At 72.4% G+C, this 14505-nt stretch carries 12 protein-coding genes; 8 read left to right on the top strand and 4 right to left on the bottom strand.

Annotated features, from left to right (window positions below; all coding sequences use genetic code 11):
- Nucleotides 1-192 precede the first annotated feature (192 nt).
- From ACFYMC_RS16135 to ACFYMC_RS16120, 4 genes are all read left to right on the top strand, one after another.
- A complete protein-coding gene (locus ACFYMC_RS16135) occupies nt 193-486 on the top strand; it encodes a DUF1876 domain-containing protein (protein WP_388524766.1) in 294 nt (97 codons plus the stop codon).
- 288 nt (nt 487-774) lie between these two features.
- On the top strand, nt 775-2007 hold the full coding sequence (locus ACFYMC_RS16130) for a cytochrome P450 (protein ID WP_388524961.1): 1233 nt from the start codon (nt 775-777) through the stop codon (nt 2005-2007).
- Between the two features lie 513 nt (nt 2008-2520).
- Nucleotides 2521-4257 (top strand): S8 family serine peptidase, encoded by a 1737-nt coding sequence (locus ACFYMC_RS16125; protein WP_388524959.1) that lies wholly within the window; start codon nt 2521-2523, stop codon nt 4255-4257.
- Nucleotides 4258-4466: 209 nt separating this feature from the next.
- Nucleotides 4467-7229: an AAA family ATPase gene (locus ACFYMC_RS16120; protein WP_388524764.1), complete on the top strand. Its 2763-nt coding sequence runs from the start codon at nt 4467-4469 to the stop codon at nt 7227-7229.
- Here ACFYMC_RS16120 and ACFYMC_RS16115 read toward each other — a convergent pair.
- On the bottom strand, nt 7199-8707 hold the full coding sequence (locus ACFYMC_RS16115) for a hypothetical protein (RefSeq protein WP_388524762.1): 1509 nt from the start codon (nt 8705-8707) through the stop codon (nt 7199-7201). The two genes, ACFYMC_RS16120 and ACFYMC_RS16115, sit on opposite strands and share 31 nt — an antisense overlap.
- Nucleotides 8708-8819: 112 nt before the next feature.
- Between ACFYMC_RS16115 and ACFYMC_RS16110 the strand changes: the two genes are divergently transcribed.
- Together ACFYMC_RS16110 and ACFYMC_RS16105 are read left to right on the top strand one after the other, a co-directional pair.
- Nucleotides 8820-9932, top strand: coding sequence for a molybdopterin-dependent oxidoreductase (locus tag ACFYMC_RS16110; protein WP_388524760.1), 1113 nt, complete (start codon nt 8820-8822; stop codon nt 9930-9932).
- Nucleotides 9929-10363 carry a hypothetical protein gene (locus tag ACFYMC_RS16105; RefSeq protein ID WP_388524758.1) on the top strand — a complete coding sequence of 145 codons (435 nt, stop codon included), beginning with the start codon at nt 9929-9931 and terminating at the stop codon, nt 10361-10363. Before ACFYMC_RS16110 ends, ACFYMC_RS16105 begins: the two co-directional genes overlap by 4 nt.
- On the opposite strand, the gene ACFYMC_RS16100 is transcribed toward ACFYMC_RS16105, so the two are convergent.
- The 3 genes from ACFYMC_RS16100 to ACFYMC_RS16090 are packed head-to-tail and all read right to left on the bottom strand — an operon-like array spanning nt 10264 to nt 12370.
- Nucleotides 10264-11031: a class I SAM-dependent methyltransferase gene (locus ACFYMC_RS16100; protein WP_388524756.1), complete on the bottom strand. Its 768-nt coding sequence runs from the start codon at nt 11029-11031 to the stop codon at nt 10264-10266. The genes ACFYMC_RS16105 and ACFYMC_RS16100 overlap by 100 nt on opposite strands.
- A complete protein-coding gene (locus tag ACFYMC_RS16095; RefSeq protein WP_388524754.1) occupies nt 11028-11660 on the bottom strand; it encodes a DUF2064 domain-containing protein in 633 nt (210 codons plus the stop codon). The genes ACFYMC_RS16100 and ACFYMC_RS16095 overlap by 4 nt, the downstream gene beginning before the upstream one ends.
- Nucleotides 11657-12370, bottom strand: coding sequence for a glycosyltransferase family 2 protein (locus ACFYMC_RS16090; RefSeq protein WP_388524752.1), 714 nt, complete (start codon nt 12368-12370; stop codon nt 11657-11659). Before ACFYMC_RS16090 ends, ACFYMC_RS16095 begins: the two co-directional genes overlap by 4 nt.
- Before the next feature lie 123 nt (nt 12371-12493).
- On the opposite strand from ACFYMC_RS16090, the gene ACFYMC_RS16085 reads away from it, so the two are divergent.
- A complete protein-coding gene (locus tag ACFYMC_RS16085; protein ID WP_388524749.1) occupies nt 12494-13282 on the top strand; it encodes a response regulator transcription factor in 789 nt (262 codons plus the stop codon).
- A complete protein-coding gene (locus ACFYMC_RS16080) occupies nt 13279-14397 on the top strand; it encodes a sensor histidine kinase (RefSeq protein WP_388524747.1) in 1119 nt (372 codons plus the stop codon). The genes ACFYMC_RS16085 and ACFYMC_RS16080 overlap by 4 nt, the downstream gene beginning before the upstream one ends.
- The last annotated feature ends 108 nt before the right edge of the window (nt 14398-14505 follow it).

Here is a 14505-nt window from a genome sequence, read left to right as displayed (position 1 = left end):
CGGCGAAGCACCCGGCGCCCCCCGCGAGCCGGTGACTCGCGCTCGGCCCATCCCAACGATCGTCTTCGTCGTGCGCGTCCGCCGTCCTGGGGGGATGCTGGGAGGTGAGGCCGCTGAGGCGGGCGCGTCATGAGGCCCTGCCCGCTCGACGGCGATGCCGCGGACGACGGGCGGCGAACGAGGAGGCTTGCCATGATGCGGGACCTGGAATGGAAGGTGGGGCTGTCGCTGCACGAGGAGGGCGGCACCACCAAGGCCAGGGCGGTCCTCGTCACCAAGAACCAGACGCTCACCGGCCACGGGTCGGCGCGCTGTAACCCGGAGGACGTGGACGTCCCGGAGATCGGGGACGAGCTCGCTGCGAGCCGCGCGATGCGCGACCTCGCCGGGCAGCTGATGCGCGCCGCCGACCATGACCTCGCGGCGCTCGGTGCTCTGCCGGAGCGCCCCCGAACCGGCTACGGCTGGCCGGAGGACGCCCAATGAACCGTGGGCGGCCCGGCCGCGCATGACCGAGACGCTCGACGGCGGGCCCGCCGCGAGCAGCGCGGTGTGACCGGGGGCCTCACCGGCCGGCGCGGTGTGAGGGGGTGACGACGACCAGGTCACAGCGCTGTGCTCGGGCGCGCCGGGCGCCGCCCGTCGCCGCCCGCGACGAGAACCGGCGGCGACACTGTTGTGGAACTCCCCGCCCTGGCAGCACTGTGGAAACTCAGTGCCGCTTCGGTATGAGGAGTGAGTTCCGTGGACGACTCGAACACCGCGCCCCATCGGATGGATCCCACGGGCGGCTGTCCCCACGCCGCCAACGCACGTCTGCTCGCGCGGGGCGCCGTGGCCCCGGTGCTGCTCCCCGGCGAGGTCCAGGGCGTGGCGGTGCTGGGCCACGAGGCTTTGAAGGAGTTCCTCGCCCATCCTGACGTCGCTAAGGACGCACATCATTTCACGGCGTTACAGGAGGGGAGGATCCCCGACGGGTGGCCTCTGAAGACCTTCGCCACCGTGCGCGGCATGACCACCGCGGACGGTGCTGACCACCGGCGGTTGCGCTCCCTGGTCAGCAAGGCCTTCACCGCCCGTCGGGTGCTCGAACTCAGGCCTTCTATAGAGGAACTGACGGAGCGCCTGCTCGATGCCCTCCTCCCGGCCGCCAAGGCGGACGGGGACGGGCTGGGGCGGGGGGTGGTGGACCTGCGCAGGCGCTTCGCCATGCCTCTGCCGATGGGGGTCATCTGCGAGTTGCTCGGCGTGGACGCCGAACACCACGACCGCCTGCATCACTTGTCCAACCAGGTGGTCGCCACTGATATCAGCCCTGAAGAAACGATTGCTGCCAACCGTGAGTTGGTGGGCCTCCTCGGCGCCGTGGCCACTGCCCGCGCGGCGGACCCGAGCGATGACCTCACCAGCGCGTTGATCGCTGTCCGTGAGGAGGGCGGTGACAGGCTGGGGGCCCATGAGCTGCTGGGGACCCTCATGTTGATGATCATTGCGGGACACGAGACCACTCTCAACCTGATCACCAACGCCGTGCGGGCCCTGTGCGCCCACCCTGACCAGTTGGAGGCGGTTCTCGCGGGGAAGGCCGGTTGGTCGGAGGTGGTTGAGGAGACGCTCCGTTGGGACAGTCCGGTGAGTTACTTCCCCTTCCGCTACCCGGTGCGCGACCTCGTCCTGGCCGGCACCGTGATCCCCCGGGGCACCCCCGTGCTCGCCGGATATTCGGCCGCCGGCCGTGACCGCGCGGCCTACGGTGCGGACGCGGAGCGGTTCGACGTCACTCGGGTCGCCTGCGAGTCCGGTGCGGTGCGGCACCTCTCCCTCGGGCACGGTGCGCACTACTGCCTGGGCGCGCCGCTCGCCCGGATGGAGGCGACAGTCGCGCTGGAGCGGCTCTTCGGCCGGTTCCCGACGCTGAGGCTCGCGATGGAGGAGTCCGAACTGCCCCGGCACGCGAGCTTTGTTGGCAACAGTGTGGCGATGCTGCCGGTGCGGCTCCAGCCCTGATCGGGGCCCCGAGGGGGTGACAGGGGGGGGGCGACAAGGGTTTTCCCCGTATCGAGTTCACGGGGACTTTGCCTACTGTCTGTCCACCGGCGATCTCCACCGGCCCGAGCGGCCGTTCGCCAACCCCACATGACGCGAATTCGTTCGCGCCGGTGGATCCCGGGTACCGCCCGTTGCTCTCGCGCCCCGTCGACGCGGCCGGAGCAGCCAGGCGAACAGTGGTGGCCGGGTGCGTGTGGAGGAGCTCGCGCCCGGCCCCGCAGTACCGCCCGAGTAGAACTGCACGCAGTACAGCACGGCAATAGCACGCATCACATTGCACTGAAGTACAGCGCACGGCACCGCATGTAGCACCACGCACTGCGATCACCTCCCACACCTGCACCAGCCGTCGCTTCGGCCTGCCCGAAACGGCGGTTCGCGAAAGGGATCACCTTGCAAGCAACCAGACGAAGGCTCATATCGGTGGTGGCGGTCTCCGCCACCCTGCTGGCCGGAACCGCCACCACCTCGATGGCGCTGTCCCTGCCCGCAGCGGCTCCGGCCGCCGCCACGACGGCAGCCGTCCCCAGCCCCACCGCCCCGGTCGAGAACCTGATCGTCGGCTACAAGTCGAACGCCGCCGAAGCCCGGTCGAACAAGGCGGCTGCCGCCGACGCCCAGAGCAAGGGCCGCAAGGCCGGCGAATCGGTGGCGTTCGAGCGTCGCCTCGGCACCGGCGCCGCCCTCGTCGACCTCGGCGGCACGCTTGACGCCGCCGACGCCGCCGACGTGATGGCCGAGTTCCGTGCCGACCCGGACGTGGCGTACGTGGAGCCCGACTCCCGCGCGTACGCCCTGGCCACTCCGAACGACACCGAGTACGCCAAGCAGTGGGACCTCTTCGAGTCCACCGCCGGCATGAACGTTCCCGCCGCCTGGGACAAGACCACCGGCTCCGGCGTCACCGTCGCCGTCATCGACACCGGCTACGTGGCCCACTCGGACCTCGCCGCCAACATCGTCCCCGGCTACGACTTCATCTCCAGTGCCAGCTACGCCCGTGACGGCAACGGTCGCGACAACGACCCGTCCGACGCCGGCGACTGGAACTCCGCCGGTGAGTGCGGCTTCGGTTCCAAAGCCTCCGACTCCTCCTGGCACGGCACCCACGTGGCGGGCACCATCGCCGCCGCCACCGGGAACGGCAAGGGCGTCGTCGGCATCGCCTACGGCGCCAAGATCCAGCCCGTGCGGGTGCTGGGCAAGTGCGGAGGCTCCACCTCCGACATCGTCGACGCCATCACCTGGGCGTCCGGCGGTTCGGTCGCCGGTGTTCCGGCGAACCCGACCCCCGCCAAGGTCATCAACATGAGCCTCGGCGGATCGGGTACCTGCGGCACCAGCTACCAGAACGCCATCAACGCGGCAGTCGGCCGCGGTACCACCGTCGTGGTCGCCGCCGGCAACAGCAACGCGGACGCCAGCGGCTTCTCCCCGGCCAGCTGCGGCAACGTCATCAACGTCGCTGCCACCAACCGCACCGGTGACCGCTCCTTCTACTCCAACTACGGTTCGATCATCGACATCGCCGCCCCGGGTGGTGAGACCCGCCGGGCCACCGACACCCCCGGCACTGTCACCACCCCGGAGAACGGCATCCTCTCCACCCTGAACTCGGGCACGACCACCCCGGGATCGGAGATCTACAAGCCGTACCAGGGCACCAGCATGGCGGCCCCGCACATCGCCGGTCTCGCCGCGCTCATGAAGTCCGCGAACTCCTCGCTGACCCCCGCCCAGATCGAAGCCGCCATCAAGGCCAACGCCCGTACGCTCGCCGGCACCTGCACCGGTGGCTGCGGGGCCGGCCTCGCTGACGCCGCCAAGACGGTGGCGGCGGTGAGCGGCACCACCCCGCCGGCCGGCTCCACCTTCACCAACTCCGATGACGTGGCCATCCCCGACAACGCCGGCTCCGTCTCCTCCGCGATCACCGTGAGCGGAGTCAGCGGCAACGCTCCGGCCGACCTCAAGGTTGCCGTGGACATCAAGCACACCTACCGCGGGGACCTGCTGGTCGACCTGGTCGCCCCGAACGGTGCCACCACTCGCCTGCACAACGCCTCCGGCGGCAGCGCGGACAACCTCATCACCACGTACACGGTGGACGCCTCGGCCGTGGCGGCCAACGGCACCTGGCAGCTGCGGGTTCAGGACACCGCCCGCTACGACGTCGGATACATCGACTCCTGGAGCCTGACCTTCTGACCTGACCAACAGAAGTTCGGTCCAATTGCCACCTCGGACCTGCCGATGCCTCATGCATCGGCAGGTCCGACGGTCATTTCGGTCAGCTGGCTGATTTCTGCGTCACACTCGGGTCCAGTCCGGCGGTCGAACTCGTATCCTCGCGCTCACAGAAAGGGCACAGGGGCGGAACGGCACAGCGGCCCGGAGACCGAGAGACAGGGGGGCCCGTGGAGGCGTGGACCGACATCGACGCGCCCGTCGGGCGCAGCGACCTCACCACGGCAGTGGAACGCGCACTGACCTCCAACAGCGGGCGGGCCGTGCTCACCGGCCCGGCCGGCGTGGGCAAGAGTGCGGTCGCCGCCGCGGTCGCGGGCCTCGCCGAGGCCCGGGGAGAGACCGTGCTGACCCTGGCGCCCGAAGCCGCCGACCGCTGGATACCCGAGGCGAGTGCCGCCGCTCTGCTCATCTCCGTCCCCCACGCAGCCCTGGACCACCTGGCCGGACCACAGCGCACTGCCATCGCCCTGCTGCGCCGCGAGCGGGACGCCCCGCGCGCGGGACGCGACGGTGTCGCCCTGCGGCTCGCCTTCGTCGAGGTGCTGCGTTCCCTCGCCGCGGAAGCCCCCGTCCTGATCGTCGCGGACAACGCCCAGTGGCTCGACGCGGAAAGCGTGGACCTGTTGCGGTTCGCGCTGCGCCACGCCCCGCCCCGGGTGCGGGTCCTGGCCACCGAATGCGTCCAGAGCGGTGCCCCCGCCGCCGAAACCCTCTGCGGCCCCGGCACCCCCACCATCAGGGTGCCTCCGATGGGTGCCGACGAGGTCGCCGAGCTCCTCGTCCACCATCGGCTCCCGTCCCGACTGGCCGGCCGCATCCACCGGGCCAGCGGCGGAAACCCCCGACTCGCCCTCGCGCTGGGCCGCTCGCTCGCCGAGGTGAGGGAGTTCGTGCACCACGCCGACCCGCTGCCCGTCTCCGGGCAGGCCCGCGAAGCCGCCCGCCGACTGCTCGCCGAGGGCCCACCCGCCGCGCACACCACCTTGCTGCTCGCTGCACTCGCCGCCCGTCCCACCACGGCCCTGTTGCGCCGTGCCGGTCGCCTGCACGCCGAGACCGAACTCGCCGATGCCGAACGGGCTGGGCTGGTCACCATCGGTGAAGACGGCGCCGTCGCCTTCACCGCCGGCGTACTGCCCACCGTCCTTGCCGCCGACGCCGGATGGGCCGAGCGGTCCGTCGCACACACCGCCCTCGCGACGGCCTGCCCCGACCCCGTCCAAGCGGCGCGGCACCGGGCCCTGGCCGTCGACACCGCCGACGAGGCGCTCGCCGCCGAAGTGGACGCCGCCGCTGCCGTGTGCCGCCGTCGCGGGGACCGTACCCTGGCTGCGGAACTCGGCCTGCTCGCCGCGGACCGAACCCCCCTGGACCAACCCGGCGCCGAACTCGCCCGCCTCGTCGGCGCCGCCGAGGACGCCGGCTGTGCCGGCCGGGCCGACCTGGCGCGCCGGGCCACCCGTGCCGTGCTGGCCCGGGACGCTTCCCCGGCCGACCGGGTGCGGGCCCGCCTGGCCGTCATCGACTCGGCCGGCCAAGCACTGGGTGAGCTGGACGAGACCTTCGCTCGGGCCCTGGACGACGCGGCCGGCGACCCCTCCCTGCTGGCCGCCCTCAAACTCCGCACCGCCTGGAAGCTCAACCTGTGCGACGGGGACCCGGTACGGTCCCGCCATGCCGCGGCCGAGGCCGGCGAACTCGCCCGGATCGGCGGCGACCCCGTCGCCGAGGCGATGGCGCTCACGGTGAGCGCCAGGATGGGCCGGATCCTCGGTGACGGGGGAGCCGAGGACATCCTCGCCGAAGCGCTCGCCCTGCCCGCGCCCGAAGTGCCGCTGGTGATGCGCAACGCCCCCCAGTACCTCGCGGTCCGCCACGCCCTCTTCGATGACCGGCTCACCGACGCGCGCGAGCAACTCCTGACCCTGCTACCGGCCGTGGAGCGGACCGGCTCCAGCGAGGACGTCTTCGAGGTCCTACGCAGCCTCACCGAGGTCGAGCTCCGCCGTGGACGCTGTGCCGCCGCCCTCGGCCACTCCCGCCGAGCGGTGGACCTGACCATAGAAGCCGGCCTCTCACCGGGGCCCGCCTGGTACGTGGCGGCCCTGGCCGAGGCGACCGGAGGTAGTTTCCGCCGCGCCGTGAGCTATGCGCGGCGCGGCGTCCAGGCTTCTGAGGAGGAACAGGACCAGGTGTTCCTCTCCCGCAGCCTGTACGCCCTGGGCATGGTCGAACTGGCCATGGGGGAGACCACACGGGCCGTCACCACCCTGCGACGGGTCGCCGATTCGGAGGCTGCCCAGCAGGTGGTGGACCCCTCGATCCTGCGGTGGCACGGTGAACTCGCCGAGGCACTGGTGGCCGCCGACCAGACCGACCAGGCGGCCCGGCTCATCGACGAGGTCCGCGAGGTCGCTCAGGACCTCGGTCGGGACACCGTGGTCGCCGCTCTGAACCGGGCGCACGGGATGTGCCTGGCCGTGCGGGGCGAGACCGACACCGCCGTCGGGCTGCTCCAGGACACCGCGGAACGTTTCGCCGTGCTGGAGCTCCCGGTGGAGCGGGGGCGCACCCTCCTCACCCTCGCCCGGGTGGAACGGCGCCGACGCAGGAAGGCGCCGGCCCGCCGGGCGCTCCAGGCGGCGGCGGAGGTGTTCACCCAGTGCGGGGCCAAGCCCTGGGCGGAGCTCGCCGTGGACGCCCCGGCCCGCGCGGAGACCACCGGCCGGGCCAATCATCCCGCCACCGCGGCACTGACCGAGGCCGAGGCGCGCCTGGCCCTGCTCGTCAGTGAAGGAGCCAGCAACCAGGAGGCGGCGGCGATGCTCTTCCTCAGTGTGAAGACGGTGGAGGCGCGCCTGACCCGGATCTACCAGAAGCTCGACGTCCGCTCCCGGGCTCAGCTGGCGACCGCCCTTCGGGCCCGCTGAAGGGGCCATTCGCCGCGGGCTCCCCGCGCGGCCCGACCCCGGGCGAACCATCCGGCGGCCACCATGGCGCCCGCGAGGGCGTAGGCGACGGTACCCGTACCTCCTCCCAGCCAGCGTGCGCTCACGTAGGCCGCGACGCCGGCCACCGCCACGCCGAGCCACTCCCAGCGGCCGTCCAGCGCGACCAGGGCGACGAGGAGCAGCGCGTACCAGGAGTAGCCCGGGGTCAGCAGCAAGAACGCCGAGCCGGTCACGGCCAGTGCGCCACGCCAGGGACGCAGCGGATCGCCCCGCCACAAGACGTGCCCCACCACCAGGGCCAGCACCAGCAAGGTGGCCGGCAGCGCCCAGTCGTCGGGCAGGACCAGCCTCAACAGCGCATAGCGGCCCTTGGCGGAAGCGTCCTCGTAGCCCTCCTCCTTGACGTAGCCGCCCAGGAAGCCGAAGACGGAGCCGCGTGAAAGCAGGACGTACGGGACGTACAGCAGGCCGACGACGGCGGCGGCGGGCAGCAGCACGGCCGCGGCCCGGCGCAACCGGTCAGCCCACGTCCGGGTTCCGGCGCGGAGCCCGGACAGCACGCCCGACAGGGCGCCCGGCAACAGGACCGCCGGCAGCATCTTCGCGGCGATCGCCAGACCGAACAATGCACCGCCGGCCAGCCGGTGACGCACCACCACGCCGAGGGCCAGCACCGACAACAGCACCGCCAGCACGTCGGCGTGGGCGTTGTTCACCGCCTCCACGGGAACGGCCGGGCACCAGCCCCAGTACACGGCGCTCCGAGGATCCCCGCGGCGCCGGAGCACCAACAGCAGCGCCCCCGTCACGCCGACGGCGAGCAGCGCGCCGCCCACCTGCGGAGGCTTGTGCCGGGCATCGGCGGGGGAGAGCGACTGCACCAGCAGGAACCAGCCCTCCGCCAACGGCGGGTAGATCGTGTGCACCTGCGGACGATTGATTCGGGTGCACACCCCCGCGCCCACCGGGGCACGGTCCGGCCCAGCGCACTCGGGGCCCCGCGGGAACAGCCAGTCTTCGCGCAGGTCGACCAGGGCCGGATCGGCCGGCGCGTAGTCATAGGGCGAATGACCAGCCGCCTGCACCCTGCCGTCCCACACGTAACGGTAGGAGTCGGTGCTGGTACGAGGACCTGCTACCAGGCCCGTCGCCGCCACCAGCACCGAACCCAGCAGGATCAGCGGCACCGCCCGTCGCACCGGCAGCCGCCACACCGCGTAGGCGGCGGCGGCGAACAGCAGCCAGGCAGCCGCGTACCAGCAGCTCAAGCCAGCCGGGTCGCGGTGGTACCCGTCCTTTCGGACGGTGGCGACGAGCACGGCCGTCAGCGCGGTGAGCAGCACGGCCACGAGGACCGTGCGGCGAACGGTTGACGGCCCCCCTCCGTCAGCGGGAGCGGCGGTGCGGACCGGGGCGGGGGCCGGGATCGGCAGCGGAGTTCTGGTGCGGCGGAACATGGCCCCAGACTGGCAGCGCATCTCAGCGGAATCCGCCGGACACGGCCCACCGTCCGCGTTTCGTAAGGTGTCGAACCGCCCGCCGGGGCGGACTCGGCGGTGTCATGGGGACATGAGATTTTCTGGTCGGTTGCACGACCCCCGTACCGCCACCGCGCTCGGCCGCCTGCTCGGAGCAGCCTTTGCCGTGTGCTTCCTGACCGGCCTGATCAGCCATTACCTCCAGCAGCCGCCCAGCTGGTTGGCCGGCCACCTGCCGGCGCGTCCCGTCTGGGGCTACCGGATCACCCAAGGGCTGCACATCGCCTGCGGGCTCGCGGCGATCGTCCTGCTGCTTGCCAAACTGTGGACCGTCTACCCGCGGCTCTTCATCTGGCCCCCGGTCCGTTCGGTGCGCCACGGGCTCGAACGGCTCTCCGTGGCGCTGCTGGTGGCCTCCGCCGTCTTCCAGGTCCTCACCGGGCTGTTGAACATCGCCGAGTGGTACCCCTGGCCGTTCTCGTTCGTGCCCGTGCACTTCGCCGTGGCCTGGGTGGTGGCCGGATCGATCCTGCTGCACATCGCCGTCAAGGCCCCCGAGATCAGGGACCACTGGAGCCGGCGCTCGCCCGGGACCCTCGCTCTCCCGGCAGCCGACGCCCCGGACCGGCGTTCGCTGCTGCTGGGAGTCGGCGCGGCCGTCGGCGCGGTGACCCTGACGACCGTGGGCCAGTCCTTCACCCCACTGAAGGACCTCGATCTGCTCGCGCCCCGCAATCCCGACTACGGCCCGCAGGGCCTGCCCGTCAACCGCACCGTGGCCGCCGCCGGCATCAGTGCCTCGGCCCTGCGCGACTGGCGCCTGGAAGTGGTCGGCCCCACCCCGTACGTCCTCACGCTCGACCAACTCGCGGCGCTGCCCCAGAACGAGTCCCGGCTACCGATCGCCTGCGTGGAAGGCTGGAGCGTGAACGCGCACTGGAGCGGGGTGCGCATCCGCGACCTCCTCGACCGGGCGGGAGCCGCCCCCGACGCGGCACTGCGCGTGGTCTCCCTGGAGACCCGGGGCGCCTACCGGGTCATGGAGATGGGGCGTACCTACGCCCGTGACCCCAAGACGCTCCTCGCGCTCCGCCTCAACGGCCAAGTGCTCTCGCCCAGTCACGGATACCCCGCCCGGATCATCGCGCCCAACCGTCCCGGAGTCCTACAGACCAAGTGGGTCACACGCCTGGAGGTGCTGTGAACAGCAAGACCACCCCCGATCACCGCCCCGCCCGAGGCCTGCGCCTGACGCTCGGCGCCCTCGGCATCGTGCTGATCGCCATCGGCGTCAAGCAGGTGCTGGTACAGCCAGATCCCTGGGAGGTCGGCCTCTGGCTCGGCGGAGCGCTCGTTCTGCACGATGCCCTGATCGCCCCGTTCATCCTCGCCGTGGGCCTGCTCATCGTGGGTCTGGCCCGGACCCGCGGTGTGGTGCGCGGAGCGCTGGCGGCCGGCGGGGCGGTAGTGCTGATCACACTTCCGTTGCTGCTGCGCCCCGGCGCCCCGCCCAATCCCTCCGCGCTGCCGCTGCCCTACGGCCGCAATCTGGCGCTGGTGCTCGCAGCCATCTTGCTGATCACCGCGTTGGTGGTCGTCATGAACCGGCTGAGGTCCCGTCGTACCGGCAGCTGAGGCCCGCGCCCCAGCTCCACGAAGTGCCTTCCCTGCACCGTCCACTGACGCAGCGTCCCCCAGCCGGACGCCTCCGCGTGGGCGTGCAGGGCACGCACCCCCACCCGAGCCCACTCGAACGGCGCACCTCGGCTGCCGTGCCCGTCCACGACCCGGACCTCACAGCGTTCGTCCACCTCCAAGGCCGCGCACTCGGCGATCAGCACCCCGCCTGGTGCGGTCACCGCCGCCATCCGGCGCAGCAGAGCGGTGGGATCACCGCCGATCCCGATGTTCCCGTCGATCAGCAAGCTGGTGTCCCAGCGACCCTCCCCGGGCAGCGGATCGAAGACCGAGCGGCACAGGGCGCTGGCCCCGGACCGCACGGTCCGGGCCACCGCCTCCGGGCTGACGTCGATCCCCAGGGCGCGGTGGCCGCGAGCGGCCAATGCCGCCACCAACCGGCCGGGCCCGCAACCGATGTCCAGCACCGCCCCGCGGCACCGCCCGAGCACGCTCCAGTCAGCCGTATCGGGGGCCTCGCACCAGCGCTCCACCTCCAGGGGCAGCAGCCAGCCGTCCGACCGGCGCAGGAACAGCGGACCCCTGCCCGCCCGCAGGGCGTCGTTGTACGGATCCGCGCGCCATGCGGCGCCCGGACCGCCCTCGCGGGTGTCGAGCGCGTTCATACGCCCACCGCCGGTGCCAGTTGTCCGAGCAGGGCGCCGAAACGCCCGTGCGGGGCCAACGCCGCCACTTCCAGGGCGTCCTGTGCCGTGTCCACGTCGCGCAGCTCGGGCAGCCGTCCCACGCGCAGTCCCGCGGAGTGCAGCCGCTCGTACTGCAGTGCTCCGGTCTGCGGCAACGACATGGGGACTCCGCGCAGCAGCGCCGGGTCGGGGGCGGCGAGCCCCAGGGCCCAGAAGCCGCCGTCCGTGGCCGGGCCGAACCAGGCGTCGTGCTCCTGCCAGGCCGTGGGGCCCAGCGCGGGAGCCAGGAGCTGCGGGCTCACCTGAGGGGTGTCCATCCCGATCAGCAGCGCGGGGCCCTCGCAACCGGCGAAGGCAGCCGCCAAGCGCTGGTCGAGCGTCCCGGCGCACTGCGGGACCACCTCCACGCCGGGCGGCAGCCAGGGCCCGGCGCACCCGTCGAGTACCAGGGCGCAGCGGTCGGCCCCCGAGGCGGCGACCACCTCAAGGGTGTCCGCGAGAGCGGCCTCGGCCAGCCGTGCCGCCTGTGACGGTGTGAAGGGCGGGGTGAGCCGGGTCTTCACGCGGCCCGGCACCGGTTCCTTGGCGATGACGAGAACAGTGGTCACCGCCCGCCCCCCGAGGTCGCCGTCCGGGCACCGCCGGTCGACACCACAGCCGCCGGACCGGCGGCGTCCAGCACGGCGCGCATGTCCCGCACCGCCTGCCAGGTCCCCCGCCAGGTCCCGGTGACCTTGGACTTGCCGGAGCGGGGCAGATAGGGCACGTCGACCTCCCGCACCCGCCAGCCGGCTTCACCGGCCCGAACCACCATCTGTAGGGGGTAGCCACTGCGCCGGTCGGTCAACGCCAGCCCGACGAGGGCTTCCCGGCGCGCCGCCCTCATCGGCCCCAGGTCGCGCAGGTTCAGACCGGTGCGCCGGCGCACCATCCGGGCCAGCGCCAGGTTGCCGGCGCGGGCGTGCACCGGCCAGGCTCCCAGCGTCCGAGGCCGACGACGACCCAGTACGAGGTCGGCGCCGCCGTCCGCGACGGTTCTGACGAATCCGGCCAGCAGACCGGGGTCGAGTGAGGCGTCACAGTCGCAAAAGCAGACGAACTCTGCCTCGGCCGCCATCAGCCCCGCATGGCAGGCGGCTCCGAACCCGCGCCGCGACTCGTGCACCACGGTGGCGCCCAGAGCACGGGCGATCTCCGCCGAGCCGTCGGTGGAGCCGTTGTCCACGACCAGGGCCCGCCACCCGGCGGGGATGCGGGCGAGCACCCAGGGCAGCGCCTCGGCCTCGTTCAAACAGGGAAGTACCACGTCTACGGTCACCTCCCCACCGTAGGAATCCAGGAGGGTCCGAAGTGCGATCCACACCTTACGAAACGCGGACGTCAGCCCGCGGGGGGCCATCGGCGCGCGACCGGTCACCCCATGAGATGGGAGGCTGAGCCTATGAACAGCAGCGCCCCGCACCCACAGCAGGCCGCGGGCGGCCGGATCCTGGTCGTCGACGACGACCCGACGGTCGCCGAGGTCGTCAGCGGATATCTCGAACGGGCCGGCTTCCTCGTGGAGCAGGCCGCCGATGGTGTCGCCGCCCTGCACAGCGCCGCCCGTGGCCGACCGGACCTCGTCGTGCTCGACCTCATGTTGCCCGGGGTCGACGGCTTCGAGGTGTGTCGCCGCCTCCGTGCCCAGCGGCCCGTCCCAGTGATCATGCTCACCGCGCGCGGGGACGAGGACGACCGCATCGCCGGACTGGAGCTGGGCGCCGACGACTACGTCACCAAACCCTTCAGCCCCCGCGAACTCGTTCTGCGGGTGGAGTCCGTGCTGCGCCGCAGCCGAGGGGAGGGCGGCGAGCCGGGAGCCGGGCCCACTGCCACCCGGCCGCTGCGGGCTGCGGGTCTGAGCCTGGACCCCCGGACCCGCCGGGCGGAACGGGACGGGCAGGAACTCGCGCTGACCCTGCGGGAATTCGATCTGCTCGCCCACTTCCTGACCCACCCCGGCCGGGCCCACACCAGGGAAGAGCTGATGCGGCACGTATGGGGCTGGGAGTTCGGTGACCTGTCCACGGTGACCGTCCATGTACGCAGGCTCCGAGGCAAGATCGAGCAGGACCCGGGCCAGCCCCGGCTCATCCAGACGGTGTGGGGCGTCGGGTACCGCTTCGAACCGGAGGCCGTGCCGACCACGCCCGAAGACACCGCGCAGCGGCCGGAAGCGGGCGCCGCATGAAGGACCTGCTGCTGATCGCCGCCTTCGCCTTCGCCGGTGCCACCTGCGCGGGTCTGCTCGGTGCGTTGGCCCTGCGAGCGGTGCGTCGACGCTCCGTCGCCGTATCGCTCGCCGTCGTGGCCGCTGTGGCCGTCACCGCGATGCTCGCCGGTACCCTCGCGGTCGCCCAGGCGATGTTCTTGTCCCCGCACGACCTCAAGGTCGTCACTCTGGTCGTCGCGATGGCTGCCGTGGTCTCGCTGGCCACCGCCCTCCTACTGGGCCGCTGGGTGGTGGCCCGCAGCCGGGACCTGGCGCTCGCCGCCCGTGACTTCGGCGACGGCGGGAGCTTCGCGGCGCCCTTGGCCCCCGCCACCGCCGAACTGTCCCACCTGTCAAGGGAACTCGCCGCCACCAGTGCCAAGCTCGCGGCCTCAAGGGAACGGGAGCGGGCTCTTGAATCCTCGCGGCGTGAACTGGTGGCCTGGATCTCGCACGACCTACGAACGCCACTCGCGGGCCTGCGGGCCATGTCAGAGGCGTTGGAAGACGGCGTGGTCGCCGACCCGACCCGCTACCACCGCCAGATCCGTACCGAGGTGGACCGGCTCAACTCCATGGTCGGTGACCTCTTCGAGCTCTCCCGCATCCACGCTGGGGCGCTCGCGCTGACCACCAGCCGTATGTCGGTGTACGACCTGATCGGTGACGCGCTCTCCGGTGCCGACCCGCTGGCCCGGGAACACGGCGTGCGGCTCGTGGGCGAGCCGGTGGCCGCCGTACCGGTCGAGGTGGATGGCAAGGAAATGACCCGGGTGCTGGCAAACCTGCTGGTCAACGCCATTCGTCACACTCCTGCCGACGGCACCGTCGCGGTCGCCGCCGAGCGCAGCGCGGACGGGGTGGTGGTGTCGGTGACCGACTGCTGCGGGGGAATCCCCGACGAAGACCTGCCGAGGGTCTTCGACACCGGATGGCGCGGCAGCGAGGCCCGGACCCCTCCGGCCGGAGCCGGCCTCGGCCTCGCCATCGTGCGGGGCATCGTCGAGGCTCATGCTGGTCGCGCCGATGTGCGCAACGTACCGGGGGGTTGCCGCTTCGAGATCGTGCTGCCGACCGCGGACGCCGCGGCGTAGGGGGCACCCCCTACGCCGCGGCGGCCCCGGTGGCGGGGGCGCGGGGTGGCCGTAGGGCGGGGTCGGAGCCGACGGGGGGGGGCGGGGGGGCGGGGACGCGGTGGCCCG

Source organism: Streptomyces sp. NPDC006879, assembly GCF_042869595.1.
Lineage (GTDB): Bacteria > Actinomycetota > Actinomycetes > Streptomycetales > Streptomycetaceae > Streptomyces.
This window is presented reverse-complemented; position numbering and strand designations above follow the sequence as displayed.